Consider the following 21131-nt stretch of genomic DNA (forward strand, 5'->3'; position numbering starts at 1 on the left):
TAAAGTCAGTTATTGTCTCTGAATATCCAGGTAATCGATTCTTATTTATTCAGTTGGTTACTCTTTGCTGCCTGGTACTTTTTGGATTGATCCATAATTGCTTGAATAATGGCTTGGTTGTAAGGCACCAGTTCTTTTCTTGGGCTTTCTTTTGCGATTTTGTCTAAGACGATACCTTCGCGCTTTAAATCTTGAATCGCTAAGGTGCTCTTCTCCTTGTAAAAGATAACGTCTGAGACAGCGGTAAAACGTTGATCGATTAGTTGAAGAATTTCTTTGTCGATTTTGTCGATGGTTTTCCGAGCATCAGCTAGGCTCTGACTTTCCTTTGGTAGGCAAATGTAGACGGTGATGGCAACGAGCAGTGAAAGAATGGCCATTGAGGCATCGGCTAAGATGATGTTCAGGCCGGGCACCTTAATGAGCAGCCCCGTGATAATTGGCACCGTGAAGGAGGCAATGGAACCGAAGATAAAGAAGGTACCGGTCATTAGCCCTTTTCGGTTAGGGAAAATCGTCAGTAATGAATTCAAGGCGATTTGCATCAGGCCGCCAGCGGCTGATAATCCAAAGAAGAAGGCTGCCAAGTTGGCAAGCAAAACATTTTTCGTTAAGGCAAGCGTGACGATTGCGACTAAGGAAAAAATGTTCAGACCAAGGAAGAGAAGCTTTTTCACGTTGAAGCGGCTGAGAGTCGAAACAACGATTAAGACCCCGGTAATGGATCCAAGACTATAGAGGGAGAGGAGAAAGTGGGCGACACTTTTGGAGAAGCCGATTCCTTCGGCGAAAATCGTAATCCACTGGGTAAACCAGATCATGACGGCCATGGAAGAAAAGCCGTAAACGAGCAGTGCGATGAGCAAGATGACTTTCTTGCCACTTGACACTTGTAGGGCTGGCTTGGTGGCTTGAATCGTTTTATCCCGAATTTCTTTAACCGGTAGCGTGATGATGTTGATTAAGTTCACAAGTAAGACGGCCGCAGGCACCATGAATGATAAGCCAAACCAGAGGTGTTCGTTTGCCAGAAAGAGGACAATCATTGGTAAAAGGAACTCGCCTGTCGAGATGAAGGCTTTTAGTAAAACGGTATTTGCCGTTCCTTTTTTTGACACTTCCTCCAAAAGGGGATAGGTTGCTGAATCTAGTGCAGAGTTGGCAATGCCCATCAGAACGGTCAGTGCATAAGCCATGGAAAGTGAATGGTTGATTGGGGTTAAGACCAGGAAAATCAAGTAGGTGCTGATTCCGATGAGAAGCGAAGTCTTTCGACCAAAATGGTCGGAAATGAAGCCCATCAAAAGGTAGGCGACCAAACGGCCGATGCCGATTCCGGAGAGAATGAACGAGGCGGTGGTCAGGGTGCTGGACCAGTTATGAGCGAGTTGGAGAAGGTTTTGGGTAAGAATAATCATTCCAAAGCCGTGGACGAAATAGTTGGCGTAGAGACCGGTTGTGAGTCGTATGTTCTGGCTAGCTTTCATGCGATTTCCCTTCTAAGATGTTTTGTATTTGCCTTAGTTCATTGATTCGGACCTGTCCTGGGGCGGATGCCTCCTTTTGACTGAGACAGGCAAAAGTAATGGCTGACTTGGAAATGGTCGTGGCTAGACGGCTGATGGTACCGATTTGGCCCATGGCCATCGAAACGACCGGTTGATCATGGAGCTTTGCTGCTTGTTCGCTGGCTGACATGGTCCGAAGGGCGTCTTCTGAATCATTTGCCATGGTGGCAATTTTGAGTATGTCGGCCTCGGCCTCTGCCATCTCGTTGAATCGCTCGGCCAATTGCTTCGCCGTGGGCGTTTTGTCAAAGTCGTGAGAAGAAGCAATGATTAATTTGCCAGCTTGGTGTGCTTTTTTAATCACCTTGTTAACTAGTGCTGGTCCCTTACCAATCTCGACATCAATGATGTCGACGTCTAGGTCTGTGAGATGAATCAGTAGTTGTTCGTAATCGTCCGGTATGATGGCAAACTGCCCGCCTTCATCCTTAGTTCGGAAGGTGGCAATGAGCGGCGTTTCCGGCATGACTTGGCGAATGATTTGGACGGCGGAGCTAAGTGCCTGTTCCTCTTGCCATTTTTTGAAAAAGTCGATTCGCCACTCAACAATGTCAGGGGATGCTTGCGCTGTATTGTTGGCATCAGTTACCAGGGCAGCGTCGTCAACTGAGGTAAGCGGAAGTGCGACTTTGGCTGATCCTTTACCGAGAATAATGTTTTTAATGGGAAGTTCTTTGCTCATTTTCTTTGTCCTTTGCTACCATGGCCGCCTCGACCTTATCGATTGGCATGTCTTGGCCGGTCCAGAGTTTGAAAGCGGCTGCGCCCTGTTCAATCATCATGCCTAAGCCGTTGTATACGGCTTGGAGTCCGGCATCCTTGGCCACTTCCATGAGTTTTGTCGTTCGTGGCGCATAAACTGTGTCGTAAACGACCAAATCTTTTTTCAACCACGTTGGGTTTTCAACCAGCGATTTGCCTTCCAACGGCTTCATGCCAACGCCGGTGGCATCGACGTAAATGTCGGCCCAGGCAAGGGCCTCCTTGAAGGCCTCCTCGTCTTCCAATGCCAAGGTCGAAGCCACTGCATCGGTTTTGTCGTTAATTGTTTGAGCAATATCTTTTGCATTTTGCAAGTGGTCGTCTTGTCGGTTGGCAACGCGAATTTCGACTGCTCCTTCAATCGCTGATTGAGCAGCGATTGGAATTCCGGCGCCACCAGCCCCGACAACTAGTACCTTTTTTCCTTTGACATCGTGACCTTTTTTCTTCATGTCATTAACGAAGCCAATACCGTCGGTTGTGTAACCGGTCAAGACGCCACCGTCGTTGACCACGGTGTTAACAGCGCCTGTTAATTCAGCGGACTGGTCCAGTTGATCGAGATGCGGAAGGATGGCCTGTTTATTCGGCATGGAGATGTTGGCTCCCCGCATATCCAGTGTTCGAAGTGCCTTGACGCCATCTGCTAACTGCGGTCCATCGATGTCAAAAGCGAGGTAGGCATAGTTTAAACCGAGTGCTTCAAAAGCAGTGTTGTGCATCGTCGGGGACATGGAGTGTCTTATTGGATAGGCCATTAGGCCGATTAAAATCGTGTGTCCATCAATTCGTGTCATGTGTATTTCCTTTCTTGGCAAACAAAAAAGCCGACTAGGTTAAACCTAGTCGGCCTGAAACGTGAACAAGGAAAGATTTCCCGCGATTTCATGATTGGCGACTAGATTTCTTACACCTAGTCAGCCAAGTTAAAAATGACTCTTACTACCTAGATGCGAACGTGTCGGCACGTCCGCATCAAATCCGGACGTGCTATCTAAAGTAATAAAAGCCGTAGTAACGGTTCATCATGTTAATCGGTAATGATTTCATCGTTGGAATCCCTTTCCTGAAGTTGTCTCTATTAAAGCATGCTTGAGAAATGAATGCAAGATAAAATTAAAAATATTTTCATTTTATTTCCATGTCGATTTGACGATTTCATTGGTAATATTGGTCATTATATGTAGAAAACGTTTTATTTTAATTTGGAATTCTAATTAAGTTTATTTAAAATGAGTTTATTTTAATTTTACTCTTGACAAAGTTTCCTCTGCTGGTTAAGCTAAGAGCAATTAAATATTCGTCCAAACAAACCAAGGATGTGGAGATCAAGATTGTTGTGCACGCAAAGAGAGTCACCGATGCTGAGAGGGTGATCGAACGCAGGCAGTTAAATGGACCACGGAGGGTTCTCCTGAAAGAGTAATCAAGTAGGGGAAACGTCAGGCATACGTCAGTTGCCGGGGATATGTTGGTATCTCGCTAAGGAGGGGTTGGAATGACTAGTTTTTTTGGCTAGCTTCTTTTTCAACTCAATTAAGGTGGCACCGCGGAGTAATCCGTCCTTAACAAAGCACTTATTGTTTTGTTTTGGACGGATTTTTTAATGGATAAAAATCTGCGAGGTAGCTGAATTGAAAGAGAAAACAACTAATCTAAAGCAAGCAAGCCAAAAGAATCCCAATCCTGTAGCGCTTGTTGAAATGGCAACATCTGAATTTGATCCATACGCTGTTATTGAAAACTTCACCGAAACCGATGAGCCAGCCATGGTTTTTGAACGAAACGGTCAAACGACGGTGGTCGTTAAGCCAAAGAAGGTATTGAGAATCAACAATGGTCAATTGTATGAAAAGGATGGTCACAATCAGACACTTTTAACCAGTGATCAACCGATTGAAACCTTAAAAAAGCGCTTCAATCAAGCCAGTTATCAGCGACTGGAACAGGGGCCTTTTTTTCAGCAGGGCCTGATTGGTTACTTTGCTTATGACTTTGCCCGGTACAGTCCAGATGTTCATTTAAAAAAAGTTGAAAACGAACGTGACCTAGTTGATGCCGACCTGTTCTTACCGGACGTGGTGATTACCTATCAAGAGGACGAAGCCAAATTAACCCTGATAAAGGTTATTGAGGCAGAGGAAAGGCCGCAGGACGTTGAAAAAGAATTGGTGGACTACGGACAAAACATCTGCAAGATAAGTAAACGGTCGGCTTCACAAGCGAATACAAAGGGAGAACTGACTTTTTCGCCGCGCTTTTCAATGGCAGCATTTGAAAAACGGGTAGAAGAAGCTAAGGCGCACATTGTCCAAGGTGACATCTTTCAATTAATTTTGTCTAACCCGTTAACGGCGGAAACGACTGGACAGCTCGATATGTTGTCATTCGGCCGACAGTTACGGGCGGGCGATCCTTCCCCCTATCATTTCTACTTTCGAGACGGCGATTTTCAAGTCTTAGGCGCTTCGCCCGAAACGCTCATTAAAAAGACTGGTGCCCAACTCTTTTCCTATCCACTGGCCGGGACGCGGCGTCGTGGGCGGACAGCTGAAGAAGAGGAACGTTTTGAAAAAGAATTGCAAAACAGTCAAAAGGAACAGGCCGAACACAACATGCTCGTTGACCTCGGTCGGAACGACCTTGGACGGGTATCGGAATTTGGCACCGTTCGCGTGACCGCCTTACAACGTTTACTGAAATTCCCGAACGTGATGCATTTGGGCTCAACCATTGAGAGTCAGGCCAAAAAGCAGCTAAATCCAATTGACTTGGTCTTAGCGACTTTACCAGCCGGGACCCTGTCCGGGGCACCGAAGATTTCTGCCATGCAAATCATCAATAAATTAGAAGGGCAAAAGCGGGGCATCTACGGGGGTGGTATTGGGACGTTGGATTTCAACGGGGATGTGGATCTAGCGATTGGCATTCGAATGGTTTACCAAAAGGGCGAGCAAGTCGTTATCCACTCTGGTGCTGGGATTGTTGCCGATTCTAAGGCGGAAGAGGAGTACTTGGAATTCCATAATAAAAGTGCCTTGATGATGAACCTACTCGGTGGAAGGGAAATGAACCATGATACTACTAATCGATAATTACGATTCCTTTACTTACAATTTGTACCAAGAAGTCGGGCGACGAACGGACCAAGTCATTCGAGTCGTTAAAAATGATCAGGTAACCATTGCTGATTTGGCGGAAAAGTCGCTGCAAGGATTAATCTTATCCCCAGGCCCTGGACGGCCAGATGAAGCCGGGCGAATGAATGAAGTGCTCAGAGCAGCCATTGGGAAAGTGCCCATTCTGGGTGTTTGCCTAGGGCATCAGGCAATTGGCCAGGTATACGGTGGCGAAATTACCTTAGCGCCACTCATGCACGGACGAACGTCGTTGGTGCACCAAAGTCAAGATGGTCAATCCCCACTCTTTGCTGGTTGTCCGGCTGACTTTATCGTTGGTCGTTATCACTCGCTGATGATTAATCCGACGACATTGCCTGCCGGTCTGACCGTCACGGCCATGGCTGACGATGGCACGGTTCAAGCGGTGGCCGACGAAGCTAACCAAGTCTACGGTGTCGAATTTCACCCAGAATCGATTATGACTGATGAAAAAGTCGCAGATTTAATTTTTAGAAACTTCTTAAAGATGACGGAGGCCCCTCATGTTACAACAATTCACTGAAAAAATTCAAAACAAGCAGTCACTGACTTTTGACGAAAGCAAGGCCGCCATCCAGGCGATGATGTCTGGTGACGAAAGCGACGTGGCCATTGCCTCCTTCCTGACGGCATTGGCTGACAAGGGCGAAAGCGACGTCGAAATCGCTGGCGGCGCTGCCGGGATGCGCGCCATGGCGAAGACCTTTCCAGCGCAACCCGATGGGTTGGACATCGTTGGAACGGGTGGGGACCACTCAAACTCCTTTAACATTTCCTCAACGACTGGGATTTTGCTAGCTGCTATGGGGGTAAAAGTCGTGAAGCACGGTAACCGCGCTGCTTCCTCGAAATCTGGGGCAGCTGACGTTTTGGAGGCCTTGAACTTTCCAATCCACCAAAGTCAAGATGCGAGTGAGTCGATGCTTGCAAGGGAGAACTTTACCTTCCTTTTCGCACAGGATTACCACCCAGCCATGAAGGCGGTCGGCCCCATTCGCTCAAAGTTAGGAATTCGAACGATTTTTAATTTGTTGGGACCATTGGCTAACCCGGCGGCACCTGAAAAGATGGTGCTCGGTGTTGCAAAGCCAGAATTATTGGAACCAATGGCACAAGTACTACACCAATTGGGCGTTCAGCGAGCCGATGTTATTTATGGAACGGATGGCTTAGACGAAGCCTCGATTTCCGCGCCCACGAAGATTGTCAGCTTGCGTGGGGATGCCGTCACTTATCAAACGATTAAGCCGGAAGATGTCGGATTAAAGTCGGCGACAAAGTCAGCAATCACCGGAGGTAGCGGGGAGGAGAACGCTCAAATCACCCAAGCTATCCTAGCTGGGAAGGAGAAAGGGCCCCGGCGAGATGTTGTTTTATTAAATGCTGGCATTGCTTTGTCGGTTGTTGATTCATCAATCAGCATTGAACAGGGAATTAAACAAGCACAAGCAGCCATCGATTCTGGTGCCGCCATCGCGAAGTTAACGGCGTTGACAACGAAGGAAGTGTTGCAATGATTCTAGACGATTTAGTGACCGCAACCAAAAAGCGGCTGGTGGTGGAAAAGCAACAACTGCCTCTGATTGAACTAAAAAAGCAGGCGGAAAGTCTACCGGTGATGAATCCGAACCAACTCTATCAGCGTTTTTTATCACCGATGCTTTCGATTATCGCTGAGGTGAAAAAAGCCTCGCCCTCTAAGGGGGTGATTGCCGAAGACTTTGACTACCTGGCCATTGCTAAGGAGTATGAAGCGGCCGGGGCGACGGCCATTTCGGTGCTAACCGAACCGGATTATTTCTTGGGCAACATTGATTACTTAAAAACGATTGCCGAAGAGGTGCCAACTCCGCTCTTGCGGAAGGACTTCACCATCGACCCCTACATGATTTATCAGGCAAAAGTCGCTGGCGCCCGAATGATTTTGCTGATTGTCGCGATTTTATCCGATGAAGAGTTGTCGGCTTATCTGCAGCTGGCCCACTCCCTTGGGTTAGCAGTCTTAGTTGAAGCGCACGATGAAGAAGAAATTAACCGGGCTTTAAAAGTCGGCGCCCAAATGATTGGCGTTAACAATCGCAACCTCAAAGACTTTACCGTGTCCTTTGAGAATAGCAAAAAGCTGCGTCACCTGATTCCGGAGAACGTGGCCTTTGTGGCCGAGTCGGGTGTCTCAACCGTAGCAGATATTCAAGAACTAAAGAAACTGGGTGTCAACGCTGTCTTGGTTGGTGAGGCGTTAATGAAGGCGTCAGACAAGAAGGGCTTTATTAAAAAGGCGCTGGAGTAGTTCATGACAAAAATTAAGATTTGCGGGCTAATGACGAGAGCCGATGCAGAAGCTGTTAATCAAGCCCAACCAGACTTTGCCGGCGTGGTTTTTGCAACTGGGCGGCATCGAGTCACAATCGAACAAGCCGAATTAATACGAACCACCTTGAATGATCAAATCCCCCTCGTGGGTGTCTTCACTGACCAGTCGATTGAGACCATTCTTTCTTTATATCAAAAAAAGATTATTCAAATCGTTCAATTACATTCACCAAGAGAGCGAAAGGATGTTGAAAGATTGAAGGCGGAAGGTGTTTCGCTTATTCAGGTTGCTGTGGGATTTGATCAGATTAAAAAAATGGTCAACAACCCCCAAGATGTTTCAGATTATCGGCTAGTTGATGCAGGCTCGGGGTCGGGCCAGCAACTAGATTGGGCGACTTTACCAGATTTAACCCGGAACAAAACGTTCTTAGCTGGCGGGTTGAACGTAGCCAACCTTCAAAAAGCGATTGACCAAGTTCAGCCGTACGGTGTTGACTTATCCTCCGGGAGTGAACAAAACGGTCAAAAAAGTCTAAAAAGAATGCAAGCACTCGTGGCGATTGCCCACGGAAATGGAGAGAAGAATGACTAATGAGAAAACCGGCCGCTTTGGCCAATTCGGGGGGCAATATGTGCCCGAAACCTTGATTCCAGAATTGAATCGGATGGCAGCAGCCTATGAGGAGGCGAAGCAGGATCCAGCTTTTCAACATGATTATCGCGAATTGTTGGCCAACTATGCGAACCGACCATCGTTGCTCTATTACGCTAAGAACATGACGAAAGACTTAGGCGGTGCCAAGATTTACCTTAAGCGTGAGGACCTGAATCATACGGGGGCCCACAAGATTAACAACGTCATTGGGCAGGCGCTTCTGGCTAAGCGGATGGGTAAAAAACGTTTAATTGCTGAAACTGGCGCCGGTCAACATGGTGTGGCGACGGCAACCATTGCTGCGCTCTTTGGTTTTGAATGCGACGTTTATATGGGAAAGGAAGATACCGACCGGCAGCAGTTGAACGTTTATCGTATGGAATTGCTTGGTGCGACAGTTCATCCAGTCGAAACGGGTACCAAAACATTGAAGGATGCCGTTAACGCTGCTTTACAGGCCTATGCTGCCAACCCGGATGACATCTTTTACGTCATGGGTTCAGCGACCGGTCCCCATCCGTATCCAAGCATGGTTCGCGACTTTCAATCCGTGATTTCAGAAGAATCTAAGCTCCAGCTACAAAAGGCCGAAGGGCGTTTGCCTGATAAAGTCGTGGCCTGTGTCGGAGGCGGTTCCAACGCCATCGGGTCGTTTGCCGCTTACATTGATCAGCCAGCAGTCACCTTGATTGGTGTTGAAGCAGCCGGAAAGGGACTTCATTCAACGGACACGGCAGCGACCATTGAACTCGGTTCGACCGGAATCTTTCACGGGATGAAATCACTCTTCCTGCAAAACAAAGCAGGGCAAATTAATCCGGTTTATTCGATTTCCGCCGGGCTGGACTATCCGGGCGTCGGTCCGGAACACGCTTTTTTGGCTGCTACTAAGCGGGCGGAATACGTAGGCATTACCGATGACGAAGCGGTGGGGGCTTTCGAGTACATTGCCAAGCAGGAGGGCATTATCGCGGCGGTGGAGTCCTGCCACGCCATTGCTTATGTTCAGAAATTAGCACCGACTTTGCCAAAGGATGAAATTATTGTCTGCACGGTTTCTGGCCGTGGTGACAAGGACGTGGCAGCCATCGCAAAGTATCAAGGAGTCGAGATTAATGAGTAAAATTCAACAGGCACTATCCAATCAAAAGTCATTTATCGCCTTTGTAACGGCGAACGATCCGGACCTGGAAACGACCGTGCAAAACGTTTTAGCATTGGCAGAGGGTGGGGCAGACTTGGTCGAAATCGGAATCCCTTTTTCGGACCCGGTCGCTGATGGACCCGTAATTCAAAAAGCCGATGTGCGGGCGCTGAAAGATCCGAATCTACCAGTCGATGCCATTTTTGAGGCGGTCCAAAAGATTCGCCAGCAATCTGACGTACCCCTGGCCTTTTTAGTTTACTGTAACATGGTCTTTCAGTATGGTTATGACGCCTTTACCGCAGCTTGTGCAAAATATGGCGTGGACGGGTTGATTATCCCCGACCTACCTTACGAGGAACAGGGGGAACTGACCCCCTATACAAAAAAGCACGGAATTGACTTGATTCCGCTGGTGACTAGTCAGTCGGGCGACCGGATTCCAAGGTTGGTCAAAGGGATGACTGGCTTTGTTTATCTGGTATCATCCAACGGTGTGACGGGTCAGCGCTCAGAGGAAGACTTTTCACAGAACCTAGACCAGCTAGTTAATTCAGTTCGTCGGGCCACCGATTTACCAATTGAGATTGGTTTTGGTATTCACAGTCCGAAACAGGCAAACGAAATGGCTGCGTTAGCAGATGGTGCCATTGTTGGTTCTGCCTGTGTGGCAATTTGTGAGCAATATGGTCGACAGGCACCAGCCCATTTAAAAGACTATGCGCAAGAGATGGTCGCTGCGATTCGGGGTTAATTAGCCTGTGTGATAGAATTTTTCAGTAAAAATTAAAAATAAATGAAAAAACTATTGCACTTCTCATTTTACTATGTATAATAAATAAAAAAGACAAGGAGAAAAGATGATGTTGAAGTCAAAGACGATGTTAAACAACTCAAGCATTATTGTAGCCATTATTATTATTACCTAATAATGTTGGCTACTACTTTAAGCTGCCAGCATTTGTAAAAATGACTGGTGGCTCTTCAACAGATTTTTTTTGTTAGACGCCAGTAAAATGGCGTCTTTTTTTTGTTTTAAAAATACAGGAGAAAAAATATGACGAACGAAAATGTAACACAAGAAGCAGTTGCCGAACCAAACGCGCTGCCAGAAAAGAAAAAGAATTCCGTTGTTTATGAAGTGTCACAGGGTGTCTCCTATGTCATCTTGTCAGTGTTGGGAATGGGCTTTCTCCTTTCCTCACTGGGGAACATCTTTCACTTGCCCGTATTGGTACAGGCCGGTTTAATGGGTCAAAAAATGCTGGCACCTGCGCTTGGTGTTGGGGTAGCCATGGCCATGCGTTCCAATATCTTGACAACAGGGGCCGCCTTAATCTCGGCCACAGTCGGATCAAACGCCGTTTACTTCGCGACAACGGCCGTACCACACGCTCAAACAGCAACCCACTGGGTGGCGAATCAACCGGTTGGCTCACTTGTAATGACTTCGGGACAGCCCGTTTCCGCCGTCTTTGCCGCCGTTTTCGCGGCCATGGTTGGTAACTACCTATCGGGTAAGACGCCTTTGGACATGATGTTAGTACCCTTTGCCGCAGTTGTTGCTGGTACGGTAACTGGTTTGTTCGCCGCTACCTACACGACGCCATTCTTGAACTGGATCTCGGAGTCACTGGCCAAGACCATGGAAGTGAACCCATTCTTAGGGGCCTTCGTCGTTGCCTTCTTCTGGTTCCTCTTCTTAATGACACCCGCTTCTTCTGCCGCTTTGGCCATCGCTGTTATGCTTGACCCCTTGTCATCTGGGGCCGCAATGATCGGCACGACTGCTGGCTTTGTGATGTATCCCGTGATGTCTTGGAAGCAAAACAACCTTGGAGCTTTCGTTGCCCAAAGTATCGTGACACCAAAAGTTCAGTTTGCGAACCTGTTGAAGAGCCCCTTGCTGTTCTTCGGGCCAGCCCTAATGGCCGCTGTCTCAGCTATGGTTGCGGTTGGTGTCTTCTCATTCAAAGTCCCTTACGCCCTTGCCGGCATGGGCTTGAATTCATTGGTTGCCCCACTGGCTTTGGCCGGAACAAACCTGCACACTTTCGGACTCTATGTTCTCTTCGGAATGTTGCTGCCAGCAGTGGCGGCCGTGGTTTTCTACTACCTGATGACAAAGATGGGTCTGACAAAGAAGAACGACTTGCACTTGGATTTGGTTTAATCAATAACTACTAATGAAACGTTTATGTAAAAAATGGAGGATTGAAAAATGACTGAAAAGCAAATGACGAAAAAGGGCATGGAATTGGCACAGGCACTCTATGAGGCCTACAAAACGCAAAAGCCCTTACAAATGGCGGACTGGACTGGTGTTGTGACGACTGACGACGAGGCCTATCAGGTTCAAGACGCTCTGATGAAGCAAAAGGGCGAAAAAGTCGGTGGCTACAAAGTCTCGTTGACGAGCAAGGAAACCCAGGACATGTTTGATTCCAACGAACCACTCTACGGAGCTCAGGTGGAAAGCCACTTTGTTAAGTCCGGCACAGCGTTGTCCTTGTCAAAGGATTTAATGGATCCGCTGACAGAGGTCGAGCTGGTCTTTACTGCCAAGGAAGATTTGTCAGCCGCTGATTCATTGGAAGAATTGGCGAAGAAAACGACCGTGGCACCCGGTGTGGAAGTGCCAGATTCCCGTTTTGCGGAATGGTTCCCTAGTTTGAACAAGTACCTGGTTATGTCCGATGCTGCCGTTGGTGGTTACGTTGTCTATGGAGAGGGCAAGGACACGACGGATTATTCCATGGATGAGTTGGCCAATGTGTCGACGGAACTTTTCCATGATGGTGAAAAAGTTGGCGCAGGGAAGTCCTCAGAAGTCCTTGGGAATCCGTTGAATTCCTTGCAATGGTTGGTTAAGAAATTGGCCAGTCAGGGTAAGACGTTAACAAAGGGGCAAAAGGTTTCCTCAGGAACCTTTTTGTTGCCACCTCACTTGACGGAGGGGAAGTGGGAGGCGACTTTTAACGAAGGCATGCCAACCGTAACGGTTGTAGTTACAAAGTAAGCAAAAAACGCTGGTTATCAACCAGCGTTTTTTTAGAAAATTAAGTTCAAACCGAAGTAGATAATGACAAAGCCCAGCATAGGCGAAAGAAACTTATTCAGTTTCTTTTGATCAAAGAGGCGGAGTACGAGCGGTGTTAGGACGGAACCAGCAATTCCCCCGGCCATCAGGAAGAGGCCCGCGGTCCATGAAATTGGGGAACCAGCGGCTAAGTGACTGAACAAGCCAACAACGGCCAAAACCCAGAGAATGTAGGTTGTTGTTCCCGTTGCTTTAACGGCTGGCAAACCAATGATGGACAAGCCGGCCACGACCGCAGAACCACCCGATAGGCCACCAAAGCCAACCATTAAGCCGGAAATGAGACCGAAGAGAAGGGCAACTTTAGACTTTTCGTTAACCACCTGTTCTTTTTTCTTCTTGCGAAGGTTTTTGTAAAGGACAACACAGCCCATGAAAGTTAATAGGCAACCAATGGCTGTTTGATAGATGACTGCGGGAATGAAGCGGGAAACGGCGGTTCCGATGATAATGCCGGGAATGGCGGCGAAAATGAGCCGATTACCGATCCGTAAATCAACGTTTTTAAGTTTTAACTGTGTTAGGAAGCCCGAAAGAAGGGCAAACACCGCAATGAACAGAGAAGTTGGCACCGCCATTTCCGTTGACATCGCCAGTGAAGAGGTCAAGACACCCAAGTAAAAAGTCGCGCCGCCGCCGCCAATTAGCGTAACGAAGCAACCGATTAAGAAACCATATAAAATAATTAACATTTTTTTCTCTCTTGTAATGAAATAATTGCTTTTTTTAGTCTAACAGTTTCCTTTAAAAAGAACAAAAAAAGGCCGAATATTCGGCCTCTCTTTTGCTATCGTGGCAGTTGGGAAATCAAAGCATTTGTTAACATGACTTAATTAGGTAAATCGTTAAAATTTTAGGAAGTATTTTCAAACGGTTGGGTGTCCGTTTGAAAACATGAATCGTACTAAACCAAGTTTAGTCAATTGAATGTGTAATTGAATGAAAAATAGAATAGGGTTTTAAGACAGTAATACTAGGAGTATCTGCCACGATTTCTAGCAAGTTCAGTGTAGCACTACTTAGTGATAAATACAAATATTTTAAAATATTATACATTTTTAAAAATAAAGTTTTGTAGAAAAAAACAACCCTAAGCTGGGTTGCTCATGATGTTTATTTACCAGGCTCACGAAGCCATGGTTGATCGCTCTTTTCGTTAATTGTCAGGATGCGCTCCAACGTGTTTTGCGCAGCAGGAACGAACATTTGTGGCCGGGGATTAACTGGAATAAAGGCGACATCAAGTGTTTCATCGCCATCCGCCTTTAGATGGCTAGTATCTGTGCCCGCCACCAGTTTCACTTCAAAGCCCATTGAAATGGTCTCCTGAGCATCGCCCCAAGAGTTCTTGGGATTAACGTGAGTGGCGATTCCTAGTAGACGAACCACTTCAACGTCTAAATTCGTTTCTTCCTTAAATTCGCGAACAACGGCTTGCATTGGGGAGTCCCCATATTCTAGGAAACCGCCGGGGAAACCGTAGCCCACCTTGGAATCACCACGTTTTTCCAAAAGAATGGCATCGTGTTCTTCGTTCCATAATACGCCAAAGGCGGAATTGAAAATCATGCCTTCGTGACCGACTTTGGCACGCATCCGTGCAATGTAATTTTCTTCCATTTCGTCTAGTCCTTTCGCTTCTCAATATATTTTAAGCTTCCGCTATCATAACGCTGTCAAGGTGAAGAAACAACTGCGGGAAGGTGTCCGTGTTACAATGAAAGAAGTAAAAAGAAACAAGTGGGTAAATCATGACAGATAAGAAAGCAGCCGTTTGGTACGAGCATCTTCATACAGAAAAGCATACTGGTGCACGAAGGGGACGACTCCATACACCACATGGCACCTATGAAACGCCGATGTTCATGCCCGTTGGAACCCAGGGAGCGGTTAAGGGCGTTAACACTCGAACATTGAAGGAGATTGGTTCTCAGTTTATCCTGGCCAACACCTATCATCTCTGGGTTCGTCCCGGAGATGAACTGATTGCACAAGCAGGCGGGTTACACAAATACATGGGCTGGGACCAGGCGATTTTAACTGATTCGGGTGGCTTTCAGGTCTTCTCCCTTTCCGATGCTCGCAAGCTGAAGGAAGAGGGGGTGACGTTCCAAAACCATGTTAACGGCGACAAGATGTTTTTGTCCCCGGAAGTGGCCATGCGAATACAAAACAACCTAGGTTCAGACGTGATGATGCAGTTGGATGAGGCAATTCCGTATTTTGAAACCTATGATTATATTAAAGATTCCATGCAACGGTCGCTTCGCTGGGCAGATCGAGCACAAAAATACCACAAAAAAACGGATACACAAGCTCTTTTTGGCATTGTTCAGGGAGCGGGTTTCCGAGACTTGCGGACTGAATCCGCAACTGAATTAGTTAAAATGGATTTACCTGGTTATGCCGTTGGGGGACTTTCTGTTGGTGAATCTAAAAAAGAAATGAACCGTGTTTTGGACTTTACCGTGCCGCTCTTGCCGGAAGACAAGCCACGTTACTTAATGGGAGTTGCTGCTCCCGATTCGCTGATTGATGGGGTCATTCGTGGTATCGACATGTTTGATTGTGTTTTACCAACTAGAATTGGCCGGAAAGGGACACTCATGACCTCAAAGGGTCGTGTGGTCATTAAAAATTCCCGTTATAAGGCCGACTTTTCACCAATCGACCCAGATTTGACTTATTATTCCGATAATCCAATTCGAAAGAATCAGTTCGGCAATTTAGCCCAATATGATTTACCCAATTACAGTCCTTACCAGAATTTGTCCCGCTCCTACTTGCACCATCTCTTTAACGCTAACGAGCGTTTGGGGGCTCAAATTGCTTCCGAGCATAACCTTCGCTACCTCCTCCACTTAATGGAAGAAATGCGGACGGCAATTGAAGAAGATCGGTTATTGGAATTTAGGGAACGGATTTTGGAAGAGTACGGTTATAATAAAAAGAACGCACGACTTTTTTAAAATCTGGTACAATGTAACAAATAACTAGAAAAAGGAAGCAACTCATGCAAAACTTTATCCTCCCCTTGATTTTGGTTGTTGCCATGGTCTTTTGGATGCAACGCACACAAAAGAAGCAGCAGGCACGCCAAGCAGAAATGAAGAACCAAATGGTGAAGGGCTCTGACGTCATCACCATCGGCGGTTTGCACGGTAAGGTTGACCGCGTGAACGAAGCCGACAAGACGGTTGACTTGGACTGTGAAGGCGTTATCTTGACTTTTGAAGTAACGGCTATCCGTTCCGTGAAGAACGCCGAAGCAGCAAAGCCTGCTGAAACAGCAGCACCCGCTGATGAAAAGGAAGCAGACGATGCTGAAGAGAAGAAGGAAGACTAAGGTCTGATTTCTTAAGCAAAAGCAGTACCCTTTTGGGGGCTGTTTTTTCTTTTCCAAGTTTAAAAGGGCCGTTGTCAGAAATGGGTCAAATGAACATTTTTGACTATCATCTGCCGTTTATCTTTTAAAATTTTGGTGGTAAGCTAATAATCACAGAATATTGTAGAGGGCGTAATGCCTGTAAATGAACGATTCAGAGACGTTCAAGGACTCTTCTTAAAGAAGAGTCCTTTTTAAAAAAAGATGATTGAATGGGGAGAAATCGATGGAACTACTAATCACCTATGCAAGGCCCTACTGGAAAAAAATAACGGTTGCTATTTTAGCAGTGACGATGATGGCTTTAGCAACACTGACGCAACCACAGTTTTTGGAAAAAATGATGGCAGCGATCATTGCTGACAAGAGTGACTTGATTTTAAAAAATGGTTTTTATCTGTTACCGCTTGCTTTGGTCGGTATCGTCGCCGGTGTAACCGGTACCTACTTTGCTTCGCAAGTATCACAATCCGTGGCTGCTGATATTCGTCAGGCCGAATACGAAAAAATTCAACAATTTTCACTGGAACAGGTGCAGTCCTATAGTTCGGCCAACCTGGTCGTTCGATTAACCAACGATATTAACCAGGTGCAACAGTTGGTGATGCAATCCCTACAGATGGTGCTGCGAGTGCCTATTCTTTTTGTTGGGGCCATTATTTTGTCCATCTGGACCTTACCTTCTCTCTGGTGGGTGGTGCTCCTCATGATTGTCTTGATTGTGCTTTCTTCCAAACGGATTTTTGCCATGATGGGCCGTTATTTTGGGAAAATACAGCAACTAATTGACCAAAATAACACGCTCGCACAGGAAAACTTGAGTGGTGTTCGGGTCGTGAAATCGTTTAATCAGCAAGGGCAAGAGGAAGCATCCTTTGCCCAAAACACCCAGGAACTAACGGATGTAAACCGTCGAATCGGCTACCTCTTTAACTTGATGTTCCCAATTTTCATGTTGATTTCCTACGCAGCAATCGCGGCTGCAATGCTCTTTATTTCGACGTCGATTAAAGAAGCGCCAGATCAGTTAGCTAAAATCACACCGTTCATTACCTATTTGAATCAGATTTTGATGGCACTTTTGATGTTGGGCATGATTTCGACTTTTGCTTCCCGTGGCTTTGTTTCATTGAAACGAATTGCGGGGATTATGGCGGAAAAGACGAAGCATCAGAAAAAGGGCAATCAGCTAGCAATGGCTAAAGAGCACTTTTTAACCAAGGAACTGACAGTTCGAGATGTTTCCTTTACCTACCCGAAAGCCGAAAATGCCGTTCTACATGACCTCTCTTTTACACTTCCTGCTGGGCAAACACTGGGTGTGGTCGGTTCGACCGGCTCTGGAAAGTCCACACTGGCCTTGCTACTAGCACGACTTTATCAGGCAGATGCTGGGCAGATTACGGTAGATGGCCATGCCATTGAAGAAATTGCTTCCTCTGATTGGCACCAGTCGGTGGCCATTGTGATGCAAAAGCCAGTTCTGTTTTCAGGAACAATTGCTTCTAATCTAAAGATGGGCAAGGAAGACGCTAGTCCGGAAGAAATGGCTGAAGCAGTTGATGCAGCTCAGGCTGCTGACTTTGTTGATGCTTACCCGGATGGATTGGAACATGAAATTGCGGAACGTTCTGCGAACTTGTCAGGGGGGCAAAAGCAACGCCTTTCTTTGGCCCGGGCCTTAGTGAAAAAGCCCCGCTTGCTCATCTTAGATGATGCAACCTCCGCCTTGGATGCTCGTTCAGAGCGCCGTGTGCAAGATGTTTTGGCTAACGACTTTCAAAAGACAACGAAGGTCATTATTGCCGAAAAGATTGCTTCAATCATTCATGCAGATCAGATTATTGTGCTTGATGCTGGTCAAATCGTCGGCGTTGGTTCACACAATGAGCTGCTATCAAACAGTCCGGTCTATCGAGAAATTTATCAAAGTCAAAAAGGGAAGGGGCAAGAAAATGATTAAACGCGCGGTTCGCTATTTTACAAGTTATTTAATGCCCTATTGGAAGGGCTTGATTTTGGCGGCTACCCTCGTGTTGTTGGGGACCTATGCCCAGATTAAGGCGCCACTTTATCTTGGGGATGCTATTTCCGGCTTAACAAAATACTTGACGGCCTCCTTTACACCAGGTGCCCATGCGTCTTTACACGACTTTTATCAGGCATTGATTGGAATGGTGCTCTTTTACTTGCTTTCAGAAATTGGATTGGTTCTGTCCGGGCTGATTATTTCACGGGTCTCCTCCGATTCAGTTGGTGAGATGCGAACCGGCCTCTTCGCTAATTTGCAAAAGAAGACGATTCGTTATTTTGATTCACACCAGGACGGGAAGATTTTGTCTTTGTTCACTTCTGATTTGGATAACGTGTTCAATGCCATGAATTCTGCCGTTTTTCAAATTTTTTCTCAAGGTGTCCTTTTCCTTGGCATCATCTGGATGATGCTTGAAAAGTCGTTGACAATGGCGCTTGTAACGATGGCCCTTTCACCGGTTGCCATCGTAGTTGCGTTGGTCATTGTTAATCAGGCCCGTAAGCAAATTGAAAAGCAGCAGCAAGCTACCGGTGATTTAAATGGTTACATTAATGAACAATTATCCGGTCAAGCGGTCTTACTGGCGGAAGGTCGGCAAGAACAATCGATTGAATCGTTCCGCCCATTTAACGAAACGGTTCGTCAAGCCAGCCAAAAGGGGCAGTTCTATTCAGGACTCCTCTCACCCTTGATGCAGGGCTTTTCACTCTTAAACTTAGCCATTGTGATTTTCTTTGGTTCGTGGTTAGTGATCCATAATGGAATGGATAAGGCCGCTGGTCTGTCCTTAATTGTCGTTTTTGTTACCTACTCTCAACAATATTTCCAGCCAATTTCTCAGTTAACGGCCATTTATAACCCACTTCAGTTAGCCATTACTGGGGCAAACCGGATTCGAGATGTCGAGGAGATGCCAAATGAAGTGAACGCCGGTCATTTGCAGGCTGGTCCATTAAAACGTGGTGTGGCTTTAAGGCATGTTGACTTTGCCTACCAAGAAGGACGCCCCATTCTAAAGGATGTCTCCATTGACGTGAAGAAGGGGCAGATGGTGGCCCTGGTGGGACCAACCGGTTCAGGAAAGACCACGGTCATGAATTTGCTGAACCGCTTCTATGACTTGAACTCAGGTGAGATTACCTATGATGGGACACCAATAAAAGACTTTGATTTGGAATCGTTGCGGCGCCGTGTTGGCATTGTTTTACAGGAGTCCGTTATTTTTTCAAAGTCGATTCGTGAAAACATTGCCTTTGGAAAGCCCGAAGCGACTTTGGCAGAGGTTGAAGATGCGGCCAAACAGGCCAACATTCATGACTTTATCATGAGCTTACCCGATGGCTACGATACGCAGGTGACGGGGGCGGATAACCTATTCTCGACTGGTCAAAAGCAATTGCTGTCGATTGCTCGAACCATTCTGACAAACCCTGATTTGCTAATATTAGACGAAGCGACGGCCAATGTTGATACTGTGACGGAAGCGAAAATCCAATTAGCGATGGAAAACGTCATGAAGGACCGAACGTCCTTTGTGATTGCCCACCGGTTAAAGACAATCTTGTCTGCCGATCAAATCGTTGTTTTAAAAGACGGTCGGGTCATTGAAAAGGGGACACACGAGCAGTTGCTGTCCGAAAAAGGTTTTTATTCCGAACTCTATTACAACCAGATGGTCTTTGATTAGATATGGGCTTTTGGCTGCCATTTCGAAAGATGGTATAATATTGGCACTACGTTTAACTTCGCGAATGAATGGGGGCTTGGCATGAATATCGGATTATTTACAGATACTTATTTTCCGCAAGTATCAGGTGTGGCAACGTCTATCCAAACCTTAAAAGATGCACTCGAAGCTCAGGGGCACCAAGTTTATATTTTTACAACAACGGATCCAAAAGTTAGTAAAGATGCTGATGAACCACATATTTACCGCTTTTCTTCCTTGCCATACTTTGGCTTTAAAGACCGCCGTTTGACTTTCCGCGGGTTGATCCAGGCTGTTGAAATTGCCAAAGAGGTGAAGCTGGATATTGTGCATACTCAGACGGAGTTTTCACTTGGTCTAATTGGTAAGTACGTTGCCAGGCGACTGAAGATTCCGGCTATTCACACCTATCACACCATGTATGAGGACTATACTCACTACGTTGCGAAGGGAATGCTAATTAAGCCTTCGACCGTTTCCCATCTGATGAAGGCCTACCTCAAGTCCATGGACGGTTGTATTGCCCCCTCTGAACGGGTGAAAGAAAGCTTACTTTCATATGGCGTCGATGACATTCCGATTCCGGTCATTCCAACCGGTGTTGCCATTAAGGAACTGGGTTCTGGTAGGGAAGACTTACACGCTAAGTACGGGATTAAACCCGGTACCCCAGTCGTTTTGTCACTTGGGCGTTTGGCCTTTGAAAAAAACATTGCCATGACGATTTCGGCTTTTTCTGAAATCTTGGAACAAATGCCCGATGCGCGCTTGTTGATTGCGGGGGATGGTCCTGCTAAAAAGTCACTTCAGGATCAAGTAGAAGAACTTGGTCTGCAAGACGCGATTACTTTCACTGGAATGGTTGATCACGACCAAGTGGCTGATTACTACCGCTTAGCAACAGTCTTTGTTTCTTCGTCTGATTCCGAAACCCAGGGCTTGACCTTTATTGAAGCTCTGGCCTGTGACCGCCCCTTCGTGGCCATCCACTCACCATATCTTGATCAGTTGGTGACGGATTCAGCCATTGGGAAGCTGGTTGATGACTATGACGGTTTCATTGATGCTGTCTTGTCATACCTGAAGCGCCCTGATTCGAAAGAAGATGAGCAAGTTCGCCGAGCAGCCGTTAAGAACGTTGACGCAGACACCTTTGCGAACCGTGTTCTTGCCTTTTACAAAGAAGTAATCCAAAACTATAAACAAGATGAACAGGCCGATGATTCTGATCAATTGAACGATGACGAAATTGGTTATATCAAACGCCTTTTACGAAATCCTTTTAGGAGAAATTGAC

General features: G+C 46.5%; 19 protein-coding genes. 14 read left to right on the forward strand and 5 right to left on the reverse strand.

The features are described 5' to 3' along the window. Positions 1-41: 41 nt before the first annotated feature. From ACSYSL_RS06555 to aroE, 3 genes are read right to left on the reverse strand one after another with little or no spacing between them, the layout of a single operon-like run. Positions 42-1487, reverse strand: coding sequence for an MFS transporter (locus tag ACSYSL_RS06555; protein ID WP_491708623.1), 1446 nt, complete (start codon positions 1485-1487; stop codon positions 42-44). Further along, positions 1477-2250, reverse strand: coding sequence for a type I 3-dehydroquinate dehydratase (aroD, locus tag ACSYSL_RS06560; RefSeq protein ID WP_491708624.1), 774 nt, complete (start codon positions 2248-2250; stop codon positions 1477-1479). Before aroD ends, ACSYSL_RS06555 begins: the two co-directional genes overlap by 11 nt. Continuing rightward, on the reverse strand, positions 2228-3127 hold the full coding sequence (gene aroE, locus ACSYSL_RS06565) for a shikimate dehydrogenase (RefSeq protein WP_491708625.1): 900 nt from the start codon (positions 3125-3127) through the stop codon (positions 2228-2230). Before aroE ends, aroD begins: the two co-directional genes overlap by 23 nt. An 837-nt stretch (positions 3128-3964) precedes the next feature. On the opposite strand from aroE, the gene ACSYSL_RS06570 reads away from it, so the two are divergent. The 9 genes from ACSYSL_RS06570 (at position 3965) to ACSYSL_RS06610 (ending at position 12625) form a co-directional block, all read left to right on the forward strand. Beyond that, a complete protein-coding gene (locus ACSYSL_RS06570) occupies positions 3965-5425 on the forward strand; it encodes an anthranilate synthase component I family protein (protein ID WP_491708626.1) in 1461 nt (486 codons plus the stop codon). Then, entirely contained in the window at positions 5406-6014 is a 609-nt protein-coding gene (locus tag ACSYSL_RS06575) for an anthranilate synthase component II (protein WP_491708627.1), read from the forward strand. The genes ACSYSL_RS06570 and ACSYSL_RS06575 overlap by 20 nt, the downstream gene beginning before the upstream one ends. Next, entirely contained in the window at positions 5995-7008 is a 1014-nt protein-coding gene (gene trpD / locus ACSYSL_RS06580; protein ID WP_491708628.1) for an anthranilate phosphoribosyltransferase, read from the forward strand. Before ACSYSL_RS06575 ends, trpD begins: the two co-directional genes overlap by 20 nt. Further along, a complete protein-coding gene (trpC, locus tag ACSYSL_RS06585) occupies positions 7005-7781 on the forward strand; it encodes an indole-3-glycerol phosphate synthase TrpC (RefSeq protein ID WP_491708629.1) in 777 nt (258 codons plus the stop codon). The genes trpD and trpC overlap by 4 nt, the downstream gene beginning before the upstream one ends. 3 nt (positions 7782-7784) lie before the next feature. Next, complete coding sequence (locus tag ACSYSL_RS06590; RefSeq protein ID WP_491708630.1) at positions 7785-8399, forward strand: phosphoribosylanthranilate isomerase; 615 nt, start codon at positions 7785-7787, stop codon at positions 8397-8399. After that, positions 8392-9585: a tryptophan synthase subunit beta gene (trpB, locus tag ACSYSL_RS06595; protein ID WP_491708631.1), complete on the forward strand. Its 1194-nt coding sequence runs from the start codon at positions 8392-8394 to the stop codon at positions 9583-9585. The genes ACSYSL_RS06590 and trpB overlap by 8 nt, the downstream gene beginning before the upstream one ends. After that, on the forward strand, positions 9578-10360 hold the full coding sequence (gene trpA, locus ACSYSL_RS06600; RefSeq protein ID WP_491708632.1) for a tryptophan synthase subunit alpha: 783 nt from the start codon (positions 9578-9580) through the stop codon (positions 10358-10360). Before trpB ends, trpA begins: the two co-directional genes overlap by 8 nt. Positions 10361-10663: 303 nt before the next feature. Beyond that, positions 10664-11779, forward strand: a complete 1116-nt coding sequence (locus ACSYSL_RS06605) for a PTS sugar transporter subunit IIC (protein ID WP_491708633.1) — start codon at positions 10664-10666, stop codon at positions 11777-11779. A 48-nt stretch (positions 11780-11827) separates the two neighbouring features. Beyond that, positions 11828-12625, forward strand: coding sequence for a 2-keto-4-pentenoate hydratase (locus tag ACSYSL_RS06610; RefSeq protein WP_491708634.1), 798 nt, complete (start codon positions 11828-11830; stop codon positions 12623-12625). 32 nt (positions 12626-12657) lie between these two features. Here the strand turns inward: ACSYSL_RS06610 and ACSYSL_RS06615 are convergent, their stop codons facing one another. Both ACSYSL_RS06615 and ACSYSL_RS06620 read right to left on the reverse strand, forming a co-directional pair. Next, a complete protein-coding gene (locus tag ACSYSL_RS06615; protein ID WP_010690578.1) occupies positions 12658-13398 on the reverse strand; it encodes a sulfite exporter TauE/SafE family protein in 741 nt (246 codons plus the stop codon). Positions 13399-13819: 421 nt separating this feature from the next. After that, the gene (locus tag ACSYSL_RS06620) at positions 13820-14326 is read right to left on the reverse strand and encodes an NUDIX domain-containing protein (protein ID WP_338342486.1); all 507 of its coding nucleotides are present in this window, start codon (positions 14324-14326) and stop codon (positions 13820-13822) included. A 131-nt stretch (positions 14327-14457) separates the two neighbouring features. Here ACSYSL_RS06620 and tgt point away from each other — a divergent pair, with 131 nt between their 5' ends. The 5 genes from tgt (at position 14458) to ACSYSL_RS06645 (ending at position 21130) form a co-directional block, all read left to right on the forward strand. Then, positions 14458-15675, forward strand: coding sequence for a tRNA guanosine(34) transglycosylase Tgt (tgt, locus tag ACSYSL_RS06625; RefSeq protein WP_491708635.1), 1218 nt, complete (start codon positions 14458-14460; stop codon positions 15673-15675). A gap of 44 nt (positions 15676-15719) precedes the next feature. Continuing rightward, positions 15720-16052, forward strand: coding sequence for a preprotein translocase subunit YajC (gene yajC / locus ACSYSL_RS06630; RefSeq protein ID WP_010690573.1), 333 nt, complete (start codon positions 15720-15722; stop codon positions 16050-16052). A gap of 265 nt (positions 16053-16317) precedes the next feature. Then, the gene (locus ACSYSL_RS06635) at positions 16318-18054 is read left to right on the forward strand and encodes an ABC transporter ATP-binding protein (protein WP_491708636.1); all 1737 of its coding nucleotides are present in this window, start codon (positions 16318-16320) and stop codon (positions 18052-18054) included. Further along, on the forward strand, positions 18047-19813 hold the full coding sequence (locus ACSYSL_RS06640) for an ABC transporter ATP-binding protein (protein WP_491708637.1): 1767 nt from the start codon (positions 18047-18049) through the stop codon (positions 19811-19813). Before ACSYSL_RS06635 ends, ACSYSL_RS06640 begins: the two co-directional genes overlap by 8 nt. 81 nt (positions 19814-19894) lie before the next feature. After that, on the forward strand, positions 19895-21130 hold the full coding sequence (locus ACSYSL_RS06645) for a glycosyltransferase family 4 protein (RefSeq protein ID WP_491708638.1): 1236 nt from the start codon (positions 19895-19897) through the stop codon (positions 21128-21130). Position 21131 lies beyond the last annotated feature (1 nt).

It is taken from the genome of Fructobacillus sp. ESL1129, from assembly GCF_058507945.1.